General features: G+C 37.2%; 18 protein-coding genes. 7 read left to right on the top strand and 11 right to left on the bottom strand.

Annotated features, from left to right (window positions below):
- The first annotated feature begins 262 nt into the window (after positions 1-262).
- Complete coding sequence (locus B1B04_RS07455; RefSeq protein WP_079560834.1) at positions 263-1393, top strand: acyltransferase; 1131 nt, start codon at positions 263-265, stop codon at positions 1391-1393.
- Positions 1394-1513: 120 nt separating this feature from the next.
- On the opposite strand, the gene B1B04_RS07450 is transcribed toward B1B04_RS07455, so the two are convergent.
- Positions 1514-1978, bottom strand: coding sequence for a 2-thiouracil desulfurase family protein (locus B1B04_RS07450; RefSeq protein ID WP_079560833.1), 465 nt, complete (start codon positions 1976-1978; stop codon positions 1514-1516).
- 244 nt (positions 1979-2222) lie between these two features.
- On the opposite strand from B1B04_RS07450, the gene B1B04_RS07445 reads away from it, so the two are divergent.
- On the top strand, positions 2223-2708 hold the full coding sequence (locus tag B1B04_RS07445; protein ID WP_079560832.1) for an NUDIX hydrolase: 486 nt from the start codon (positions 2223-2225) through the stop codon (positions 2706-2708).
- A gap of 51 nt (positions 2709-2759) precedes the next feature.
- On the opposite strand, the gene B1B04_RS07440 is transcribed toward B1B04_RS07445, so the two are convergent.
- From B1B04_RS07440 to B1B04_RS07430, 3 genes are all read right to left on the bottom strand, one after another.
- Entirely contained in the window at positions 2760-3281 is a 522-nt protein-coding gene (locus B1B04_RS07440; RefSeq protein ID WP_079560831.1) for a DUF6886 family protein, read from the bottom strand.
- Between the two features lie 13 nt (positions 3282-3294).
- On the bottom strand, positions 3295-4056 hold the full coding sequence (locus tag B1B04_RS07435; protein WP_079560830.1) for a class I SAM-dependent methyltransferase: 762 nt from the start codon (positions 4054-4056) through the stop codon (positions 3295-3297).
- 186 nt (positions 4057-4242) lie between these two features.
- Entirely contained in the window at positions 4243-5445 is a 1203-nt protein-coding gene (locus tag B1B04_RS07430) for a YbfB/YjiJ family MFS transporter (protein WP_079560829.1), read from the bottom strand.
- Between the two features lie 118 nt (positions 5446-5563).
- Between B1B04_RS07430 and B1B04_RS07425 the strand changes: the two genes are divergently transcribed.
- The 4 genes from B1B04_RS07425 to solA all read left to right on the top strand — a co-directional run bounded on the left by B1B04_RS07425 (position 5564) and on the right by solA (position 10783).
- Complete coding sequence (locus tag B1B04_RS07425; protein WP_079560828.1) at positions 5564-6454, top strand: LysR family transcriptional regulator; 891 nt, start codon at positions 5564-5566, stop codon at positions 6452-6454.
- 258 nt (positions 6455-6712) lie between these two features.
- A complete protein-coding gene (guaD, locus tag B1B04_RS07420) occupies positions 6713-8080 on the top strand; it encodes a guanine deaminase (protein WP_079560827.1) in 1368 nt (455 codons plus the stop codon).
- A 39-nt stretch (positions 8081-8119) separates the two neighbouring features.
- Positions 8120-9472, top strand: coding sequence for a uracil-xanthine permease family protein (locus tag B1B04_RS07415; RefSeq protein ID WP_079560826.1), 1353 nt, complete (start codon positions 8120-8122; stop codon positions 9470-9472).
- A gap of 186 nt (positions 9473-9658) precedes the next feature.
- Positions 9659-10783: an N-methyl-L-tryptophan oxidase gene (solA, locus tag B1B04_RS07410; RefSeq protein ID WP_079560825.1), complete on the top strand. Its 1125-nt coding sequence runs from the start codon at positions 9659-9661 to the stop codon at positions 10781-10783.
- Between the two features lie 102 nt (positions 10784-10885).
- Here solA and B1B04_RS07405 read toward each other — a convergent pair whose 3' ends face one another.
- Positions 10886-11374: a hypothetical protein gene (locus tag B1B04_RS07405; RefSeq protein WP_079560824.1), complete on the bottom strand. Its 489-nt coding sequence runs from the start codon at positions 11372-11374 to the stop codon at positions 10886-10888.
- A gap of 383 nt (positions 11375-11757) precedes the next feature.
- On the opposite strand from B1B04_RS07405, the gene B1B04_RS07400 reads away from it, so the two are divergent.
- Positions 11758-12399 carry a response regulator transcription factor gene (locus B1B04_RS07400; RefSeq protein WP_079560823.1) on the top strand — a complete coding sequence of 214 codons (642 nt, stop codon included), beginning with the start codon at positions 11758-11760 and terminating at the stop codon, positions 12397-12399.
- Between the two features lie 215 nt (positions 12400-12614).
- Here the strand turns inward: B1B04_RS07400 and B1B04_RS07395 are convergent, their stop codons facing one another.
- The 6 genes from B1B04_RS07395 to B1B04_RS07370 all read right to left on the bottom strand — a co-directional run bounded on the left by B1B04_RS07395 (position 12615) and on the right by B1B04_RS07370 (position 23520).
- Entirely contained in the window at positions 12615-14591 is a 1977-nt protein-coding gene (locus B1B04_RS07395) for a hydantoinase B/oxoprolinase family protein (protein ID WP_079560822.1), read from the bottom strand.
- 19 nt (positions 14592-14610) lie between these two features.
- The gene (locus B1B04_RS07390; protein WP_079560821.1) at positions 14611-16626 is read right to left on the bottom strand and encodes a hydantoinase/oxoprolinase family protein; all 2016 of its coding nucleotides are present in this window, start codon (positions 16624-16626) and stop codon (positions 14611-14613) included.
- Positions 16627-16803: 177 nt separating this feature from the next.
- Positions 16804-18201, bottom strand: a complete 1398-nt coding sequence (locus B1B04_RS07385) for an aldehyde dehydrogenase family protein (protein ID WP_079560820.1) — start codon at positions 18199-18201, stop codon at positions 16804-16806.
- 197 nt (positions 18202-18398) lie between these two features.
- Positions 18399-19769 carry an aminotransferase family protein gene (locus B1B04_RS07380; RefSeq protein ID WP_079560819.1) on the bottom strand — a complete coding sequence of 457 codons (1371 nt, stop codon included), beginning with the start codon at positions 19767-19769 and terminating at the stop codon, positions 18399-18401.
- A gap of 467 nt (positions 19770-20236) precedes the next feature.
- Positions 20237-21883: a sigma-54 interaction domain-containing protein gene (locus B1B04_RS07375; RefSeq protein ID WP_079560818.1), complete on the bottom strand. Its 1647-nt coding sequence runs from the start codon at positions 21881-21883 to the stop codon at positions 20237-20239.
- A 221-nt stretch (positions 21884-22104) separates the two neighbouring features.
- Positions 22105-23520, bottom strand: coding sequence for an amino acid permease (locus B1B04_RS07370; protein WP_079560817.1), 1416 nt, complete (start codon positions 23518-23520; stop codon positions 22105-22107).
- Between the last annotated feature and the right edge of the window lie 503 nt (positions 23521-24023).

The following is a 24023-nucleotide window of genomic DNA, read 5'->3' as shown; positions in this document are numbered from 1 at the left end:
GAGAATTTTGCTTGTTGAATAAAAATGCCCCCAATCTACTTAGGTAGTGGGGGCATTCATTTTAATATATTCATAACTATCAAGTTCGTGTTATAATATTCCAAAAAATAAAAGAAATTTACTTCTCTGGGTTATCAATTTACCAAGAGATCCTTTCTTTCCTAATGGGTATGCCGACATCTGCCTAGCACAAATGTTTACAGTACACCGTTTAGACGAGAAAACAACTATCATATGTAAATATTTTTTGGGAGATGATTGTATGAAACGAGCACATATTCATGAATTAAATATTACTCGTGCATTATCCATTTTAGCTGTACTTATTATCCATGCTACTAGTACACCTGTTACGGTTTTACCAAGTGACTCAAAACTATATCCGCTTTATATATTTTTTAACATTTCCTCTAAATTTGCTGTCCCTGTATTTATTTTCTTAAGTGGATTTGTTTTATTTTATAATTATATACAAAAGGACTTAACAAAAGAGCTGGTCGTTAGTTTTTATAAAAAAAGAGTGACGCAAATTCTCATTCCTTTTCTCTTTTTTTCTATTTTCTATTATGCTGCTATTCAAATTTTTTTGACGGGTGATTTATCATTAACATGGCATGCACTATTTAGTATGGAATTTCTTGAAAAACTTTTAATTGGAAAAGCGTATACGCATTTATACTATATTTTTATTATTGTACAGTTCTATTTAATGTTCCCTTTATTCCTATATGTTTTAAAGAAAAAACCTGCCCTATCCTCTCATCTCATTTGGATTGGATTTGCCCTTCAATGGGGCTTTATTTTGTTAAATGCAGAGTTTTGGCAATATCCATATAGAGGAAGTATCTCATTTTCTTATTTTGCCTATTTCTTAGCAGGTGGATTTTTAGGCATCTATTTTGAAAAATACAAAAGATGGATCCATCTAAAAAAAGGGGATTTCCATATTGCTATCCTATTTATCTGGATTATATGGCTATTTTCTACCTTTTATAATGTATATTTATATTATTTTGCATTCTCAGCTAAAACCTATTTAACTAACAGTACTGTATTTGAAATTGTTTTTCAGCTACAATCTATAACAGCAAGCATTGTCTTATTACAGTTTTCCTTCTGGATTTATAACAAATGGAATAAAGCGATTGTCAATTGCTTAATTAGCTTAGGCACACTATCATTTGGTATCTATCTATTACATCCATATTTCCTTTTCCTTTATAGACAAATTCCTATAAGTGGAAACAGTATTTTATTTCATATATGGAGTGTTGGTGGGTTTCTTGTTGCCCTATTCGTCACTTGGGCTATTGTATTTTTAATAGGAAGATATTTTAAATATCATTGGATTGCGTTTGGACCGATTCCGAAAGAGTTTCCATACAAAAAGTAAGTATAACAAGACCTCGTACACGCGGTAGTACCGTGTACGAGGTCTTGTTAATTATTTGCTTGGTCGTGCAAATCGCCAATTCAATTTAGTGCAATCATTTAAAGGCAACGCTCTTACCTATTAAGTTTGCAAAAACAACTCCAAAAAATCTTCTTCAGAACAAACAATAATATTATCTCTTCTTAGTAATGCAGTAGTTACGCCTACGCCACCTAATTTTGTACCATTGAAATCACCATTGTAAATCATTGCACTGCCACATGATGGACTATACTCTTTTAATACAACCTTAGTTGCACCTATTTCGAGTGCTTTATGTAATGTTGCATATGCGCCCTTTAAATAAAGCTCCGTAACATCCCGACCAGATATTTCAACAACTCTCGCTTTTCCATCTAGAACGTCTTCACCATCTCCACCAACAATTTCAGCGGGCTCACGAGGCGTCGAAAAACCTCCCATAAGTTCAGGGCATACGGTTAACGCTTTATTTTCTAACACAAGCTTTTGAATTCTTTCATCTAAACTATCTGTTCCGTTATATCGTACCTTTAATCCCGCTAAGCAAGCACTTATTAAAATCATATGCACACCTCATTTAAGTAATATCGTATAAGGAAAACTTTAGCTCTTTAAAAGAGTCTGTCAACATCTATTACAATGCTAAACCTTACTTCCCCTACTTTATTCTTTTTTTAAAGAGTAATATTGATATTTTGAAACTGTTGTTTATTATTAGTAGGACAACCATTTTACTGGGTTGTGCCTATTTCATTATCTAAATTTCTTTTATGAATTCATTCTATCATTTAAAAAGGAGGAAAAAGACTTGGTTGAGTTTACAATTTGTTTTCTTAAAAAGGGTGACCAAATATTATTGCTAAATAGGGATTTCCCTCATTGGATGGGAGCTTGGAATGGGGTTGGCGGAAAGATTGAGAAAAATGAAACGCCACTTGCTGGTGCATTACGAGAAATTAAAGAAGAAACGGGCATCGTACTGAACGATATTACATTCAAAGGGAAAATATCATGGACGGATGGAACAACCGACTTTGGCTGTATGTATGCTTTTATTGCTGAATTGCCAGAATCTTATCCATATGTGACACCGATTAAAGTCGCGGAGGGCATTTTAGATTGGAAAGATTTATCGTGGATTTTTCATCCCGAAAATGTAGGAATAGCCGATTTAAAACATTACTTACCAAAAATGCTAGATGAAACAGCCAACTATGAATATATATTTACATATAAAGATAGTAAATTAATTGACATTACGAGTACCCCATTCGTACAAACTATTACTGTCTAAGTTAAACAAGACCTCGTACACGCGATAGTAGCGTATACGAGGCTTGGTTAATTATTTTCTTGGTAGTGCAAATCGCATTCTGCACATCGACCAATTCAAGGTTGTTTTTTGAATTTCATCATAGATGTTCCACAGGTTATCGACTATCCGTAATTCAACATTACGTTTAAACATTTCCTCAAATAAATTTTCTAGTTCAAATTTAGCTATAGGATATTGTGTTGTTTCACTCGTATAATAACCAGCATTTTGATCTTGCAGCGTAAATCCATTACTATCAAACTCATATAAGTAAAGTTTCGTATTTTTCATCGTCTCAAACCATTTGCTTTCAATTACGACAACATGTGAACATGATGCTGATGCTATATAGGCTCTTTTATCCTGTTCGGTTGTATCGGCACCACTATGATAGCAAACTCGTGGACAATTTCTAGGGGTTAAAAAATTAGGCAAACATGTATCGTTAATTGCCCATACTAGCCCTTTCTCTGGATCTAAATCTAGTCGATCAGGTAATCGGGGATGGAATATTGTAATATCGCTTTCCTCACTCACATGAAATATACGCACATGCTCCCCTCCTTTATTTTCTTAATTTAAATACGATAAAATCTGCACAATGCAAATCTTCCTCGAATTGTGGATACTTTATTAGCATCTCTTTTGAAGGCATCGGTTCGATAACGTCCTCTATAGAAAAGCCTGCTTGAATAATTGCTTTCATATAGCTCGTTAATGTACGGTGATAAAATACAATTTTTTCATCGGAATCTAGCGGAAGCTTTTGATCGTATACTCCTTCATAAAAATAACGCTGAACCTTCCAATACTGTTGATCAAGCCGTTCATTTCTTATCCATCCACTATTCGGTGTAACAAAGCACGGGTGAAGAATAGAAAAGATGAAAGTACTATTAGGTTTTAAAAGGCGATACATTTCACTCAAAGCCGCCTTATAATCCTCTAAATCTTGAAGGACCATATTGGAAACAATACAATCAAACTGTTCGTCTACTAAAAAATCTAGTTTTTCGCAATTTCCATGTTTATATTGTATCGGAACTTCCTCATACGTTCTTTCTCTAGCAATTTCTAGCATCTTTTCTGAATAATCAACTGCTGTGACAATAGCCCCTTTTTGAGCAAGTATTCTACTTAAATAGCCTTCTCCGCACCCTGCATCTAGAAGCCTTTTTCCTTCCACCTCTTCTAATAATGAAAAAATGGCTGGATTTAATAATACTTCACGGTGTATGCCACCATGTTCATCGTAGTTTACTGTAAACCTTTCTGCATGTTGATTCCAGCGTTTAATCGCTTCTTCTGTCGGTACTGTTCTTGCCATATAATTCCCTCATCTCTGTATAGAATCGTAACGTTACGTCCCTTGTGCACATTACTATTTTTTCATATATACCCAAAAAGTTATAGACTTTTATTTTATTTTTTTATATCATTTAGATTGAGGCACGCCATCTTTAAGTAAAAATAAAAGCCAGAAATTCCCAACGGAATTTCTGGCTTTTATTATTTAAGGGTTAGATTGAGTTTTGATAGGTAATGCATTGTCTAAAGAGACCTGTCGTTTAACTGTGATCCATCTTCCACATAACATGATAATTAATGCAAAAAATACAATGACTCCTGCAAAGACAAGCGCTGCTTTATAATTACTATAAACCGCCACAAGCTGGCCCGCGATGATTGGTCCGATAATTTGACCAAAAGCATAGAACGTTGTTAATAATGATACGACTGGACCGCTTTGCGTTGGGAATAGCTGACGTGCGTAAGAAGTCGTTAACGTCACAATGCCTACAAATGTTAAGCCAAATAAAAATGACGATAATAATACGCTCCATACTGTTTGTGAAAATACTGGCAACAAAATGCCCGCTACTTGCAATACATAGGCAACAAACAAAATTTTGATGGCAGAAAATTTTTCTAATAATACAGTCCAAACAGGTGCTGATGGGATAGCCGCTACCCCAACAATGACCCAGCTATACGAAGAGTATGCTTGTAGTGAAGGAATATTGTGAATGATATCGACTAAAAAAGTACCTGTAATAATATAACCTAATCCCTCAAAACCATATGCGACAATTAACCATGGCATAAAGCCTGTTGTCATTTTTGCATCAGAGGATTTAGCAGTTTTCACACTATCTTGTACATGCAAGCCTCTCCAAAGTATATATGTCACCACTAAAAAAATAGCAGATAAAATCCCTAAGCCAATCCATGTACCTTGCCAAGCAAAACGCGCTTCAATAGCAGGGACTAATAAACCTGAAATAGCAATTCCTAATCCAATACCGCCAAATAAATAGCCTGACCATTTTGTAAGTGAATGCTTTGCTAAATAATCCATAATAATACTACATGTTAATACAAAAACCAGTCCCCCTGTAATGCCCGCAATTAGGCGAAGCACAAGCCAAACACTATATATTCCAATGATTCCCATAAGAACAACAGAAAGGACATTCAAGACAACACTTAACAATAAAAAACCCTTCTTTTGGCGATTAATAAACCCTGCCCACAATGCACCAATGAAATAGCCAATATAATTACTCGATGCTAAAAATCCTGCAACTTCAAACGAAAACCCGACATCATGACGCATAAAAGGCAAAATTGGTGTGAATGCAAACCGGCTAATCCCCATAGCCACTACAAGTAATAGCACCCCACCAAATAAAATCCCGATGTGCTGTCGATTCATATTGTCCCCACCCCCTAAAAACTTCTTGTAATTAAAAGGATACAGAGTGAAAATTAATAAATCTAATATATAATTTATATAAAAGGATAAAAAATTCTTATATAAGGTGGGATACATAATGAATTTACATGCTCTTAGATTATTCACAAAAGTTGCCGAGCTCAATAGTGTTTCGAAGGCCGCGCAAGCTCTAATGATTAGTCAACCTGCCGTTACCATTCAAATGAGAAATTTAGAAAAAGAACTTGGCCTAACCCTTTTAGAATCTAAAGGTCGAGGAATTACCTTAACACCAAACGGAGAATATTTATTTAAACAGGCACGACGGTTATTTGATTTAGAAATGGATATCGAAAATAAGTTGGGGCAATTAAAAAACACAGGTAATGAAGAATTACAAATTGCTTCTACCCATGTTCCGTCCCATTTTTTACTACCGAAATGGCTTGCAAAATATAAACAAGCCTATCCGACTACTCATATCCATATAAAAACGGCTAACTCCCAGCAGGTTATTGAAGAATTGCTTCACTATAAGGTTGATATAGCTTTTATCGTAAAAGAGGATGGCCATCATCCAGATATTAATTATCAATTTCTCATGAATCTCGATTATTGGTTTATCGTCCCCTATGGTCATCCGCTGGCAGATCAGAAAGTGACATTAGCGGAATTAATGCGGCAGCCATTTGTTTCACGAGAAGATGGTAGCTCTACGAAAGAATATTTAAACGCTTTATGTAAAGTTCATAAAATCCCACCACCACGAGTAGGGCTACAACTAGACGGCATCAACGAATCCATTCACGCCATTGCAGCTGGATATGGTACGATGTTAGCTCCGTCCATAGCGGCTTCTAACTTTATTCAACGACAGGAAGTAGCACGAGTTTTTATAAAAGACATCGATATTCAGCGTCCTATTTATCTTTGCACAAGAAAAAATGAACCAAATACCTCTTCGACCTTTAATACTTTTATTAACATCATCAATGATTCAATTTCATAACAATTATTTTTTAGAAGTTTGAACTACACAAAATTTGTACAATAACAATTTTTGTGTAGTTTTTCATTTGTAAAAAAATTCAATCCCAATTTTGCCGATAATCCATCTCAATGCTTATAAATGCTGTAAAAAAATAGTGAGCTCCGTTTAAAAACCTTAAATAAATCTATCAATATTCGCTTTTTTATAGACAAAACAGATTTAACGACCTATAATAATCCTTGAATTCAACAATAAACGAACATTAAGGTGGATTTTATGAATGAATATACGTTAATTTTTAAAGGGACAGCTTTTTCTAGTAAGTCTCCTACTGAAGTACAAATTTTAAAGGATTATTTATTCTTCATTAATGCTGACGGGATGATTGCGAAAACAGTATCTCCTGAGCATGCAGACTATCATAATCTACTAACTACATATCAACATCAAGAAAATTTCCATCAATTAGCCGATGGACAATATTTCTTACCTGGCTTTGTCGATTTGCATATACATGCACCACAATGGGCACAGGCTGGAACTGCATTAGATATTCCACTTTATGATTGGCTGAACACATACACCTTCCCTATTGAATCTAAATTCTCCGATTTAGAGTTTGCACAAGAGGTCTATGACGATTTAGTAAGTACTCTACTTGCAAACGGAACTACTACATCACTCTATTTTGCAACTGTCCATAAAGAAGCAAGCCTACTATTAGCGAAAATTTGTGCTGATAAAGGTCAACGAGGTCTAGTCGGCAAAGTTGTAATGGATGATCCAGAACAAAATCCAGACTATTACCGAGATGCAAATACTCAAACTGCACTCAAAGATACAGAAGAATTTATTGTAGCTGTGAAGGAATTAGCCAAATCAACGAAACAAGGTGTTTATCCAGTTGTCACACCACGCTTTATTCCAAGCTGTACATACGATGCACTAAAAGGCTTGGGAGAATTAGCTGCTAAATACGATACACATATCCAGTCACATTGTAGTGAAAGCGATTGGGAGCATGGCTATGTAAAGGAACGATTTAAGAAAAATGACGCCTTTGCCTTAAATGATTTTGGTCTATTAGGCGATAAATCTGTCATGGCGCATAGTAATTTTTTAAATGATGATGATGTACAACTATTTGCTGAAACAGGCACAGCGATTGGGCATTGTCCAATTTCCAATGCTTATTTTGCAAATAGTGTCATTCCAATTGCCCGCTTCCGTGCAAAAGGCGTTGATATCGGATTAGGGTCAGATATTTCTGGCGGTTTCTCCCCTAGCCTATACGATAATGCTAGACAAGCAGTCATGTCATCTAGAATGCTAGAAGACGGCGTCGATACAACTCTTTCTGCTGAAAAACGTGGTGTCCCAAATTCACGTATTACGATTAATGAAGCATTTTATTTAGCAACAGCAGGTGGCGGAGAAAGCTTAAGCCTACCAATTGGTCGATTACAAGAAAGCTACACGTGGGATGTACAAATTATCGATACTAGGTTACCTTCTGCAAAACTTCCTATTTTTGATGATAAGGAAGATTTACAGGATATTTTCCAAAAAATTATGTATCTTGTGCGCCCTGAAAACATCCGTGAAGTTTGGGTACAAGGAAATAAGGTTCACGCTAGAGCATAAATAAAATTCTAAATTTACAACTTTGAGGTGTACATCTAAGTGGAAACGCAACATAACAAATTAGCAATCGACAAAATAAAAAATCAGCAGTTAACAGTTTTACCAGATGAGAAGGTATCATTTGGTCAATCAGCTCTACTCGGTTTACAGCACGTCATGGCGATGGACGTCTACGTAGTGCCATTCTTAATTGCCATGTTAATCGGTTTACAATCAGGACAATCAAGCGCATTAATTCAATCGACTTTCATTGCTGCAGGAATTGCAACAATTATTCAAACTCACTTTTGCATGAAGTTACCGATAGCACAAGGTCCTTCATATGTTCCAATCGGTGCAATTGTAGGTATTTATGCAGCGAGTGGTAGTGGAGATCTCGGTTGGAGTACTGTGCTAGGAGCAAGTTTAGTCGGCGCCATCTTAGTAATTATTTTAGGTGTTACAGGTATATTCAATAAAATCGTGAAAACATTCATTCCACCAATTGTCGGTGGGACAATTATTTTTGTAGTAGGTCTTTCATTAATGCCTGTAGGTTTAAGTAATAACATTTTTAATGCGGCAGGCGCATCTATTAACCAAAACATCTATTTAGCTCTTATTTCTGCTAGCGTTCTAATCCTTTGTGTTATGCTAGGCTCTGTCTTTAATAAAAAAGGTCGCGTATTTCGTATCGCTTCAGTAATTATCGCTTTAATCGCAGGTTGTATTGCCGCAAATATTATGGGTGTTTTAGATTTATCAGCAGTGTCACAAGCAAAATGGTTTAGTATGCCTCAAATTCCATTTACAGATTTCGGCTTTACGTTTAATTTTTCAGCTATCATTACGATGGTGATTATTTATATCGTGTTAATGGCAGAAACTACAGGTACATGGTTTGCAGTGAGTAACGTTATTGATCAGCCATTAACTGATAAACAAATTAATCGTGGAGTTATCGGCGAAGGAATTGGTTGTTTCATTGCATCATTACTAGGCTCAACTCCTGTTACTGGCTATTCAACAAATGCAGGTGTGATATCGATTACAGGTATCGCAAGTCGCCGTGTTTTTATTGCTGCAGGTTTTTGGTTTATTTTATTCGGCTTCTCTGGTAAACTAGCTGCTCTTATTTCTGCAATTCCTTCAGCAGTTATCGGTGGTGTATTCGTGATCGTTTGTGGCATTATTGCCATCAGTGGTTTACAAATAATGAAAAATGAAAACATTGGTGAAAAGGAAATGTATGTAATCGCAGTACCAGTGATTTTAACATTAGCCCTTACATTACTTCCGAAAGATTTCTTATATTCATTACCAACAACCGTTCAATATTTATTCGGCTCTCCAATAGCAACAGCTGCTATAGTAGCCATATTGTTAAATAAAATATTACCAAGCGCGAAATAGCTTTTAAGACTTTTATTCAAATGCACAACCTCCTAGTGAGATTGTGCATTTTCTACTCTCAATTATGCCTCGGCATAATTGCGTCCAGAATCGGTGGTAGGCTTAAAGAAATTTAAAATATTTTCTGAAATTTCTGTCCTACCTCCTTTTATTTTGTTATACTTGAGCAAAAAAGTAGGGATTAATATGATTTACGACGCAATTATTATTGGTGCAGGATCGATGGGGATGGCAGCTGGTTATCATTTAGCGAAAGCAGGAAAAAATGTCTTGATGCTTGATGCCTTTAATCCTCCACATGAGGAAGGTAGTCATCATGGGGAAACGAGAATTATTCGCTTTGCGTATGGTGAAGGCGCTAGCTATGTCCCTTTTGTCAAAAGAGCAGGTGAATTATGGAAAGAGCTTGAAACGTTAACGGGTGAAACTTTATTTTTACAAACAGGGGTAATGAATGTCGGTGAAGAGACCCATCCATTTATTCAAAATGTGAAAACAAGTGCTAGGCTCTATGATTTAACATTAGAGCAGTATTCTGCGGCTGAGGCAATGGAAAAATGGCCTGGATTATCATTACCAGAAAACTTTGTTGCTTGCTTTGAGCCTACTGCCGGTGTCCTCCGTGTAGAAGCCTGCATTAGCGCTTATAAAAAATTAGCTATTGAGGCAGGAGCAACCTTACATACAAATGAAAAAGTGAAGAACATCAAAGCTGGAGAAATTGTCCGTGTCCAAACGTTGAATAATATTTACGAAGCTAAACATTTAATTGTAACTGCTGGTGCTTGGGCAACTGAGTTACTACAAACAATGGACATCACCATCCCTGTAACACCGACGCGAAAAACATTTGCATGGTTTCAGGCTGATGAGCAGCTTTATCATGAAGAAATTTTCCCAGCCTATTGTTTTGAATTTACTGATTCTATGTACTATGGTTTTCCAAGTATCGATGGAGCAGGCCTAAAGCTTGGCAGACATGATGGCGGTGAGGCAGTCAATCCAAATGATCCGCTACGTCCATTCGACGAACAGGATGCAATAGATTTACAAAATTTTATCAATTGTTTTATGCCTCAGCACGGTGCGTTGAAATTCGGCAAAACATGTAAATATTCGATGACACCAGATGAGGATTTCATTATTGATTTTTTACCTGAGAATCGAAATATTATCATTGCAGCGGGCTTCTCAGGACATGGTTTTAAATTCAGTAGTGCAGTGGGTGAAGTACTAGCAGATTTAACGCTAAACGGAAAAAGCATACAGGATTTATCACCCTTTAGCCTTAGTCGATTTAAGACAGACTAACACTTCGCTTCTATGAACCCCCCCACTCAATGCTCTTACTACAGTGTGCGTATTACTGCGAGAAGACTGCCTTAAAGGCAGTCTTCTGCTGTTTAAGAAAACTTATCGTTTCATTATCTTTTTGAAGAAATAGCTGAATGCATCCAACAAAACACCATATAATACCCCAAGCATAATGCGCACGATATAGCTAAAAAACGTAAAATCATTAGCAATCATATACTCTCGTACAGTGTCGTGATGGAGCAGCCGCATAAATACAAAATCAAGCGTGACAAGCGTCATCAAAAATCCATTATCATCTTGATCTATCCAATGTAAGATGCAAATACCAATCATCATGATAACAACCCACGTAGTGAAATTATTCAATGGCGCTGGAGCAAAGCGTCTTCCAGCTAAAATCAGCGTGATTGGTAGCACAATAAGAGCAAGTATACCAATTGTTGACATTGAATATATACCAAATAGATAGATCCCCCTTGTTGACAGTGGATAAGTAAGAAATAACTTGGTACCAATTACCGCAACAATTAATGCAACAATACATGCCATCATAATTTTGACATGCCAAGAACGTAACAATGTCATTTTATTCCCTCCCGAAGCATTACTCAATCAAGTAATGCTATTTTATCGATGTCCTTCAAAATTTGCCGACACAACAAAAAAAACACTATTAGTGTAATTTTATACTAATAGTGTTTTAATTTAACCACTTATTCGATAGCCATGTTTTTTTCTATAAAAAGATTCATGATCTGCTGCTGTTGTTGTCGCTTTCACGCAGATAAATTGCCACAGGACGTGGCTTTCTTAGACTAGTTCCTCTATTTCAATGGGTGTTTAGATACCCGTTGAAATAAGTTAAATCTATTTATGAATTGTATCCCTTTTCAGCATAAAATTAGGTATAATGCATTATAATTAACAGTTTCAAAATAATAGCCTATTTTCATCAAGGAGGTAAGAAGTTGGTAAATATTTTAGTAGTAGATAACCATAAAGCTGTTGGTGAAGGTATAAAATTATTGTTAGAACAAGAAGGAAATTTCCATGTCACGGTTGTAAGAACTGATGAGGAATCTTTGAATGCTCTCTCACAACAAACATTTGATATATTTTTATTTGATATAAACATGCCCTTTTTAAAGGATCTAGCATTATTAAAAAGTGTAAAAAAACTAAATTATGATGTAATTAAAATTATTTACACAGGATACGACATTGAACCTTTCTTCGATATATTAGTAGAATCCGGTGTTTATAGTTTTGTTAGTAAAACAGCATCTACAGAAAATCTTATTGCGGCAATACACTCCGCTCTAGATGGGAATGCCATGATGCCAGTACAATTATTACAACGATTAAAAGTAGTCGATCGCCAAAAGAACAGAATGGACTTAATGAATCAGTTATTCCAATATGACCTCCAAAAAAATGAACTAGCCTTGCTTAAATTAGTGGCCGCTGGAAAAACAAATAAAAAAATAGCAGAAAATTTATTTGTCAGTTTACGCACAGTCGAATATCGTTTAACAAAGATTTTCAAAAAACTACAAGTACATTCAAGAATAGAAGCTGTTGAAAAAATTAGGGACATTGGTTTGTTATAAAAAACCGCATATAAGGGGGATTTTTCTAATTAAAAACCGTAAAAAATAATGGGGAACCGAGAAAAAGATTGTGGTCAAATTGTGGTTTTTTTGTGGTCATACGTTACGATACCATGATAGAAGCCATCAAAAATTTTATACCCTTATTTTCTAGAGAGTAGTGTATACTACTCTCTTATTTTAATTAACACTTGATTGCAAGAACGTTATGTCTGTCACCAGTAGGCCAAAGAACGTTTTTTCATCGCTTCTCGGTATTGCTCTGTTGAGATCGGCAATGCTTTATTTGTTTGGTAATCCATAATAACACCATATTTTCGAACAACATCCATTTGATTAATTTCACCTTTGTTATACATCTGCTCAACTTCAATTGGATCTGTTTCCAGCCATCGATGGCGGTTTTTGCGGATATAATCGCGTTCCTTTACTGTTGCTGCCATATCAATTTCGAAGGCATCCATATCACGGTCAATTTCATGGATGACTACGCCATAATCAAGCTTCGCACGCTCAACCGAAACATATTCATCAATTACATCCTCTAAAACAGCGTTTACATCACGTGCTAATGGGTCACCTAAACCACCACCTCCTGCTGATGGACGTGTAAAGGAATCTCCTTTCTTCAACTCAACATTGGAGAAGATTGTGCCTAAAAATTCTTCTTCCTTTTTGTTTGGATTTAAAATAGCCCCCTGTGCAATAGAAGGTAAGCCGCCCATAATGCCCCATGTAATGGAACGAGACCGATCACAGCAATAGGACATCACTGTTTGGTTTACATTCGTTAAAACGCCTCCCTTTTCTACACCACAACCGCCACGGTATTTACCTGGACCAGCAGAATCTATAATGATTTCATGCTTCGTTGTAACAACCGGTGACAAACGCTCTTGCCCTTCGCATGGTTGAACACTCAAGCCTACCCCGAACACCGGTGAGGTAGTATTCGCACCATCACGGTCTATACGTCCACCATGGCCACCAGCCATCCAGTCATACCACATAAAATATTCACTACCGTCTCTTCGTTGATCATACCCACCTATTAATAAATATTCTAAATTAAATGAACATGCGATAGCGCGTTCAGGCATAATATTTGACCATAATTCAAAGCAAGCATTCATAATTTTTTCAAACGCTCCTGAACAATAGCCAGAAACAGCTACTGGACTAGGTGCATTGACGACAGAGTTTTCAGGGAGGAATATTTTCACAACACGATAAAATCCTGAGTTCAGCGGAATCTCTGGGAAAAATGTTTTCGTTCCTGCATAAGTACCAGAAAGGGCTGAGCCAAATCCTGCATTTAAAAAACAGCTAATATAAGGATGTGAATCACTTAAATCATATGCTATTTCATCCTCCGTAATGGTCATTTTCACACGAATTGGGATGAGACCATCTCCTACTTGCGGATCCATATCGATATAGTCCACCGTTTCCCACTGACCTTTTGGTAAAGCTTTAATTTTCGCTCTCATTAATCGTTCTACATAATTTTGAACCTCTTCAAAAGCTACTAGCACTGTCTGAATCCCGTACTTTTCAATCATTTCCTTGAGTTGTTTTTCCCCAACTTTCGCCGCTTCCACTTGAGACCGCAAATCTCCAATACGTTCTTCAGGAATACGCATATTCATAACAATAATCTTCACTACATCGGTTAAATATTGACCTTTACTATAAATGCGGACAGGGGGAATACGTAGACCTTCCCCGTAATGTTCCTTAGCTGTAATATCAAAGGAACCTGGATTAGAACCGCCGACATCTGCCCAATGTCCATTTGTTTGCATGAGTGCAATTAGTTTATCGTCATGGAACACTGGTAAAATCACACGTACATCACTGAAATGTGTTCCTCCACGATAAGGATCATTTACTAAAAATACATCACCTGGATGGATATCATCCGCGAAATCCTCTAAGACAGCTTTTGCCGTTAAATGCAATGTCCCTACGTGAACGGAAATATCTTGCGTTCCTTGCATAACGGTATTCCCTTGTGCATCGCATAAAGCACAGCTGAAGTCTCGATTATAAATAACAAACGAGTAGCATGTACGCAGCATTTGTTCAGCCATTTGATCCACTAAATTGACAAAGCCGTTTTTTAACACTTCAAATGTTACTGGGTCTAGATTTTGGACCTTATGATTTGTCTCCAATTTCGTTGTACTCATCACCCATTCCTCCTTATCGCTATAAGTTCACTGTTATAATGATATTTTTATAGGCATCTACTTCCGCAGTAAATCCTGGCGGAATAACGGTCGTCGTATCTAGCTGATCGATAATGGCTGGACCAGCAAATTGTGTGTGTACAGGTATTTTATCGCGGTTATAAACGTTTGTTTCTATATATTTTCCCTCAAAATAAACAGGACGTGTTTCTTTAAAAGCATCCTCCAGTGAGCCTTCAGCAACATATTGTGGGAAATTAGGCTTTGGTACTGTTCCTATAGCCGTTACTCGTAGGCCAAATATTTCTACAGTTTGTTCCTTATCAGAAAATGCAAATTCGCGTTCATGTTCTGTATGGAAAGCTTCTAAAATAGCATCTAAGGAAGTGATTTGATCGGATACAAGAACAGCTAGAGATCTCCATTGTCCCTTATAACGCAAATCTATATAATTCGTTAATGACGATGTGTTTTCTGCTATTCCTTCTTCTTCTAATAAAGCACTTGCCTCTTCTCGTAATTCACTAAATTGATTTGTCAGTTCCTCTTCACTTACTTCATCAAGTTTTTTCACATACGTTTTAGAAATATCATGGCGTACATCTACTAGTAAACATCCCACACCTGGATGCGTAGGGATAATGACTTTTGGGATGTTTAAATCTTTTGCCAAATAAGCACCGTGTAATGGGCCTGCACCACCAAAAGCTACAAGTGCGAAATCACGCGGATCATAGCCTCTCCGTACTGAAATCAAGCGAACTGCATCACTCATATTGGCGTTTGCAACTTCTATAATGGCACTTGCCGCTTCTTCAACTGATTGATCGAATGCATTTGCGATTTTTGTCACAGCATCTCTTGCTGCCTCTTTATTTAACTGCATCGTTCCATCTAACAAATCTACACCAAGACGTCCTAACACTAAATTTGCATCTGAGTTTGTGGGCTCCGCACCTCCTTGGCCATAGCAAGCTGGACCTGGTACTGCCCCTGCACTTTGTGGTCCATTACGTAAAGAACCACCTTCATCTTGCCAAGCGAGGCTACCTCCACCGGCCCCTATTGTTAATATTTCAATGCTCGGGAAACCGATTGGATAGCCATATTCTATAGACCAATCCTTTGTGATTCGTATATCCCCCTTATACATCAGTGAAATATCAGTACTTGTACCACCCATATCTAAGCCAATAGCATTGTCAAATCCACACAACTTTGCGATATGCTTACTTGCAATTGCGCCAGCAGCTATCCCGGAACTTGCCAATCGAGCAGCATAGCGAGGAACTGTACTTGAAGTCATGACACCGCCACCAGAATGTAATACTAATATTTCATCGTCATAGCCCTTTTTTTGCATTTCATTGCTTAACTTACTAATGTAATTACTCATAATTGGCCCAAGAACGGCATTAATAATCGTTGTACTCATACGCTCATGCTCAAAAATTTCCGGAAGCACCTCACTTGAAATACAAACATAGATATCCGGTAATTCTTCTTTTAAAATCTTTTTGACTTTCGCCTCATTTTCCCCGTTCACATAGGCATTGATGAAACATACTGCAATGGATTCAGTTCCCCGACGTTTTAATTTTTTTGCTAATAAACGAATCTCCCCTTCATCAATAGCCTGAAGAATATTCCCTTCATAATCTATTCGTTCTGTCACTTCAAATCGATCCCGTCGTTGAATATAAGGCTTCGCAGTATCTTTATAAGTATCCCAAATATCTTCTTTTGTCCCTCGACGGATTTCGATGACATCTCTAAAGCCCTTCGTCGTAATAAGAGCTGTTTTTGGCAGCTTACGCTCAATTAACGCATTCGTTCCAACTGTTGTGCCATGAGAAAAAATTTTAATATCCTTGCCATTTAATTCTGCTTTTGCTACTCCATTTAAAATCCCTTGCTCCGGATTTGCAGGTGTCGACGACGTTTTTGTGACAAATACTTCTCCCGTCTCTTCATTAAAAACAAATACATCTGTAAACGTTCCACCGACATCAATTGCTAAACGACTTTGTGTCATAGCTCTACCCTCTTTCGTTAAATTATCTTTTTATATAAAGCTAATGCCTCGTGCGAATGCCCCTGATTTTTTTAAATTATTGCGTACAATTCAAGAAAAATCTGGGCCACAACACCGAGGCATATGTGACATTTATTTTTTTGTCTTCTATTTTAAATTTCTTTCATGATAAACTGTTTACTCACTTTTTGTGCCAATCGTAATTGTTTTAAACGTTGTAAAGAACTCTTTCGCCGCCTGCCCCTGCTCACGGGCACCAGTACTTGAGTTTTTCACCCCTCCAAACGGCGCTTGGGGCTCCGCTCCACCCGTTTCATCGTTTACCTGTACAAGTCCAACTTCACTACGGTTAATAAAATCAAATGCTTTCGGAATGTTATTTGTATAAATAGAAGCACTCAATCCAAAATTAGAATCATTCGATAATCGAACCGCTTCTTCATAATCTTTTACTTTGATGACCGCTAAAACTGGTCCAAAAATCTCTTCATGAGCAATCGACATCTCGTGGGTTACATTCGTAAAGATGGTTGGATCAATATAGTATCCTTCTAACATACCTTTTGTAGGATTTCCGCCAAATACAAGCTCCGCACCCTCATCTTTTGCTTTTTCGATAGCGGATAAAATAGAATCATATTGCCCTTTGGATGACACTGGCCCCATCGTGACACCAACTTCAATTTTTTTAGCTTCTTCGATTAATTGCTCTAATACCTTATCATAAACTGTTTCCTCGATGTAAACTCGACTAGTTGCTGTACAACGCTGTCCCGTTTGCTTCATCGCACCTTCAATTGTTAATTTTGCAGCTTGATTTATATTGGCATCAGCCAAAATGATCGCTGCATTTTTGCCTCCAAGCTCGAGCTGAATTTTTTTATTCGTAGATCCAGCAGTATCTAAAATACTTTGACCCACACCATTCGAACCTGTAAATGTAATCGCCTTTACTTCAGGTGACTCCAATAATACTTGCCCTACCTTTGAACCTCGACCTTGTACGACATTTAATACATTTTCCGGCAGGCCTGCTTGTTGGAATAATTCACCAATCATTTTACCAGTTAAAGCGCTTTCAATAGATGGCTTCCACACAACTGTATTGCCATACACTAATGCAGGTGCAATTTTCCATAGTGGAATAGCGACAGGAAAATTCCAAGGCGTTATGGCAGCAACGACACCAAGTGGTACTCGCATTGTGTACAATAATTTCGCTTCATTGGCAGAAGGTAATACTTCTCCTTTTGCTCGCATTCCTTCTTGTGCAAAATAACGTAAAATGGAAGCACCACGTTTCACTTCACCAAGCATTTCATTTTTCGTTTTACCCATTTCACTGGAAGCTATTTCAGCTAGTTTATCAATATTTTTCTCAAGCAAGTCTGCTGTCACACGTAAAATTTCTCCACGTATAACCGAGGACGTATTTTTCCACCCTTCAAATGCTTCCTGAGTTGCAACGATAACTTCTTTCGTTTCATCTATCGTCAAAAGCTCAACTTGGCCAATACATTGTGATGGTTTCGCTGGGTTAAATTGCTCTCGTATTTCTCTAACGATCGTTGTCATAAAACTCCTCCTTCAAATCATGATCGTTTACACCTATATCAATTATGCCTCGGTATAATTACGTCCGGAATCGGCTTTGTGCTTAGGCCTGCACGAGGGCCGACACGATGTCGGTCATTTCGGTAATGCCACAGGAAGTGGCGTTTTTACCGATGCAGGTCAGTTAGCCGTTATCGCAAGGATGCAATGATTTTAGGCTAACATCCTCTAGAACTCCTTTCCGATTCCGTGACATCCGCCGGAGGCTTTTTAACAATTGTTTTACGTATATGCTCAAATGTTTCGTCTAAAATACGTAACATTTCATCTAGCTCTACTTTTGATAGAATGAGAGGTGGAGAAAAAACAACTGTATCTTGATCATACGTGACCGTACGTAGAATCAATCCTCGTTTCATCGTTTCTTGAACAAAAGTCGGACTAAGAGCAGTCTCAAACAATTCACCCGTCTCACGGCTCTTCACTAATTCAATGGCTCCAAGTAATCCAAGTGTACGCACACGACCGATAAAGCTATATTTTTCTTGCAATGCTCGGAATCCTTCTAACATGGCATCCCCCATGTTTGCAGCATTTTCAACGAGATTTTCTTGCTCAAGGATTTCTATATTTTTCAATCCAACTTGGCAAGCGAGTGCATGACCACTGTAAGTATATCCGTGCATTAATGTCCCTTTAGAAAGCTCACATAAATCTTGATGAATGGTTTCGGATATCGCCACACCACCAAGTTGAACATACCCACTTGATACTCCTTTAGCGAAAGACATCATATCCGGCACTACCCCGTAATGTTCCATACCAAAGAATTTTCCCGTACGACCAAACCCTGTAATAACTTCATCCGCAATGAATAAAATACCGTACTCATCACAAATTTTTCGCACTTCTTTAAAATAATCTTTTTGTGGAATATTAACTCCACCTGCTCCTTGTACAGGCTCAGAAATAAATGCCGCAACAGTCTCAGGGCCTAATGTTTCAATCGTTTCACGTAAATTACGTACCGATTCACTGTATACATAATGGAAATCAGGGGCATGTGAATTGGTAAAGTCACGGAATGCTTGTAAGCCTGTCGCACTTGTAGCCCCCATAGCTACACCATGGTATGAATGTGTACGAGAAATAATTTTTTGACGCTCTGGCTGCCCTTTAAGTAACCAGTAATGACGTGCTAATTTAATCGCTGTATCGTTCGACTCTGAGCCACCTGAAGTGAAAAATACAGTATTTAAGTCTCCCGGAGTTAAAGATGCGATTTTCGTCGCTAAACGGATAGCTGGTTCATTGCTAAATGATGCGAAGCAGGAACTAAATGCTAATGTAGAGATTTGCTCCTTCGCTACTTCTGCAATTTCTTTACGGCCATGCCCGATATTTACATTCCATAAAGACGACATGCCATCAATGTATATATTTCCTTCTATATCTTTTAAGTAAATACCATTGCCCTCTATAAAGATGGCTGCTGGACCTTGTGTTTGCTGTTGCTCGATCGACGTTGTTGGATGTAGAAAATGTTTTTGATCTAACGTTTTTAACTCTTCTTTTAGTTGAATTGTCATAAATGCCAACCTCTTTTCGTTTAAATTTCATACACTTTTTTAATAGCAATTCTCATGCCAACTGATGAAAAAATCTCTTTTAACGAAAAATATTGCCTTATTAAATAACGTGGGGTTGATTTCCGTTCCGATTGGGCGCTTTGTTGTTGTTGTTGCGGTCGCTTTGCTTTCGCACAGAGTAAAGCTTCCTGGGGGCGTCCGATGAGCCGCTCCAATCAACTTATATATTTTGCATACATTTCAACAAAATCATTCCTATCTTTTGGTGATGAGTGAAAAAATCAAAACGCTTCACAACAACTGCAACAAATGAAAAAGAGACGTTTTCTTTTTTGAAAATGCCCCTTTTCTTCTAAATCTATAAACATATTAATGATGTATTTGATCATTTTCCTTGTATGAATTAGTGAGTATTGCAATATTACAGCTTTTTTGCACAAATGAAGTTATGATGCAAAAATACATCACTAGTCCTTATATGAAATTTGTTTCGTTAATTGGAATTTTTGTATTTTTCGTACTAACGTTGACTGATCACAGCCTAGTGATTTAGCAGCCTGTCGGATACTCGGAAATTTAGATAGAGCTTCCTTAATAATCTTCTTTTCAAACGCCACTACTTGCTCCTTTAACGTACCGCTAAACTTCGGGCTTACTACTTGTTCCTCGTTGTTTTGTATTTCTACAGGATTTTCTACATCACGTATAATAATGGGGTTACTATCTAACTCTTGTTGCACAATATATGCTGTTATTTCTGGCTGCGTTGCTAGCAAGCAAATACGCTCCACCATATTTTTAAGTTGTCGTACATTTCCTGGCCAATCATAACACTCTAATATTTTCATTGCAGATGACTCTATTGTTCGATGGATACCATATTTTTCTTCAACAACAGCTAAAAAGTGGTAGACTAGCGGGATAATATCTTGACGACGAAATCTTAAAGGAGGAATTTCAATCGGGATAATATTTAAACGATAATATAAATCCTCACGAAAATGACCTTGCCTTACCATTTCCGCTAAATTTCGATTTGTCGCAGCGATTATGCGTACATCAATTGGAATAGGCTTTCCACTCCCTAAACGCTGAACCTCAGATTCTTGGAGGACACGTAATAATTTCGCCTGTAGTAGTAAGGGCATCTCTCCAATTTCATCTAAAAACACTGTACCGCAAGACGCAATCTCAAATAATCCTGCCTTACCACCTCTTGCTGCACCCGTAAATGCTCCTGCCTCATAGCCAAAAAGCTCAGACTCTAATAAATTCTCAGGGATTGCACTACAGTTTATTGTTAAGATTTGCTTATCGTAACGTCGGCTATTTGCATGAATAAGCTTTGTAATCTCTTCTTTACCAACGCCCGATTCGCCACCAATTAATACAGTTGAGTCTACCTCTGCAACTCTCATAACCCGCTTTACAACTTGCATCATTTCTGAAGAGACTGCGATTAAACTACTTTTTGTTGTTTCTTTATTATGTAGGGCATGTAGCTTATTTTTAAAATTTTCATTTTGAACTTCTAATTTTTTTACTTCTTTCTCTAACAGTTTTAATTGTGTCATATCACGTGTAATTGCTACTACGTATTGTAATTCACCGTATTCATCAAATATTGGCTTACCAGAAACTAAAAAGCATTTTCCATTAATAAACGTCTGCAAAATCGTAACTTTTTCTTTTGATTCAATTACTTTCATCGAAATGGAATCACTCATTAATCCTTCAGCGATTACGTCTTTTGCATATCTCCCCATTAAATCAATGCCAACAATTTCAATATCATTATCATTTTGAAATAAAATTTTGCCATCGCTATCACATACTGTAACGCCATCAGATATGGAGTTTAATACTTTAATGGACAACGGGTTCATAAAATCTATATAGCTATACTGCATGAATGGTTTGACATAAAATAAGCTACTTTGCGAAGTCTCTAATACATGAACAAAATAACCATCTACCTCAAAACTTTCCGTCCCTTTACTATAGTTTTTTATTATTTTTTCAAGAAGCTCTATTTGGATATCACTTTTAATCATTACCTCATCATTTTTTACAATAAAAAAATGCTCATCTTTATGTAGTTGAGTTATCGACATCTAGATCACTCCCTCTCGAACTTTAAATCTTTATCAATTAATAGGTGTATCAGTTAACCATTTTTACCGATTTACAAACCCACACCTTATCCAATAACAAAAAAATTCGCTCTTTCTACGGGGCATCTATACGTCGCGAAAGAACTTAAAGCATTCTTTAAATTCTTTCGCGGCTTGATATCTCGCAGGAATATCGCGAATTTTTTGCATTTTATAGAATTCTACTCCGAGGCTAGCTTTTCCTCTATTTGCTCCGCAGGTCTTGTCGACAGCTTTCGCATGATCATGAACAACACAATTGAGCCAATTAGTACTAATGTACTTAAATAAAATTGTGAACGTAAAGATTCGATGAGTGCTTGGCAGAAGTAAACGACTGTTAAAATACCAATTGTGACATACGATAGATATGGAAATAGCCACATTCTAATCGATAATACCTCATCTGCAACTTTGTCATAATGACGTCGGAAACGAATTTGTGAAATAGCAATGAAAATATAAACTGCAATCATTAATCCTCCAACGCAATTCCCCAAAAAGTAGAAAATAACTTCAGGTGAAATGAAGTATAACATCGCACAAATATATGCAACCACCGTACTACCAATAACAGCTGGGACAGGCACACCTCGATGATTTTTAATTTGTGAGAATATTTTTGGTGCATCGCCTTGACGCGACATTTCTAGTAACATACGTGAACTTGTATAAAGAGCGGAATTTAAAACAGAAATTAATGAAATGAAAATGACTATTTGAATAAGTTGAGCAGCAATTGGAAGCCCTGCCATTGTTAAAATATTTGCATACGGCGCTGCCAACATTTTTGTATCATTCCAAGGAATAAGTAAAACCATAATAGCTACTGATCCTACAAAAAATAAACCTAATCGAAAGACAACGTTGCGGATAGCACGGACAATATTTTTTGCTGGATTTTCTGACTCTGCTGCCGCGATGGCTGCAACCTCAGCACCACATATCGAGAATATAACAAAGACAATTGCCGTAAAAATTGGGACAATGCCATTTGGAGCAAATCCACCAAACTCTGTTAAAATGCCCAATCCCTTCGGTTCAGAATTTGGCCAAATCCCTAAAATCATGGCTATACCAACAATTAAAAATACAACGATAGCCGTAACTTTAACGAAGGAAAGCCAATATTCAAATTCACCAAATGATTTTACTGAATAAATATTAACGATTGTCATCAATAACGTTATGCCTACGCTTCCAAGCCATGTTGGTATCATCGGAAACCAATTATGCAGCATTCCCCCTATGAGTGCTGCTTCTAACCCCACAATAAATACCCAGCTTGCCCAATAAAGCCAGCCTACTGTAAACCCTGCCCATGGACCAATATACTTACCTGCATACGAAGCAAATGAACCTAACTCTGCAGAACCTCCTGATTTCTTTCCTAATACAATTTCTCCAGCTGCCATTTCCCCAACCATTTGCATGATCAGCACTATGAGTAAGCACGCAATTGCATATGAAACCACCGCTGCAGGACCGGTACTTAAAATATTTTTTCCTGTCCCAACGAAAAGCCCTGTACCAATAACCCCACCAATGGAAATCATTGTAATATGTCGTGTTTTCAGTGATTTTTGCAAAGTTCCCATTAAACCACCCCTTTGTGTTTTATGTAGACATTTACTAGCCCCTTTTCTCTACTTGAATGTCTACAGTTTAATGAGCAATTCTGATGCCAAACCTATCTAATTATCAAAAGTTTCAAAATATTTTTATTTACATCGATTATTGTTGCCGAAAATTGTCTTATCACAAAAATTCAGGGATAAGGATGTTTGGACACCCGCTAGAATGAAGTCAAAACATATGCCATGTATATGTTGATTGGAGTGGAGGCTGGGCGACTCCTCTGGGATCAGCGATAGAGGAACGAAGGCTAAAAGCATCACATCCTGTGATAACGCCTTCGTGACCAACATCGTGTTGGCCCGAGACCCTGCAGCGCAGCGAAGCGGCTCATCGGACGCCCCCAGGAACTTTGCTCTGTGCGACAGCAACAACAACAAAGCGCCCAGCCGGAACGGAAATCAACCTCACGCTATGCTGATGAGCTTTAAATTTACTTAGTTAGGAAAATCTACAAATCTTTTAA

Source organism: Lysinibacillus sp. KCTC 33748 (assembly GCF_002237755.1).
Taxonomy (GTDB): domain Bacteria; phylum Bacillota; class Bacilli; order Bacillales_A; family Planococcaceae; genus Lysinibacillus.
The sequence above is the reverse complement of the archived record's forward strand: the minus strand, read 5'-3'. Positions and strand labels throughout refer to the sequence as shown.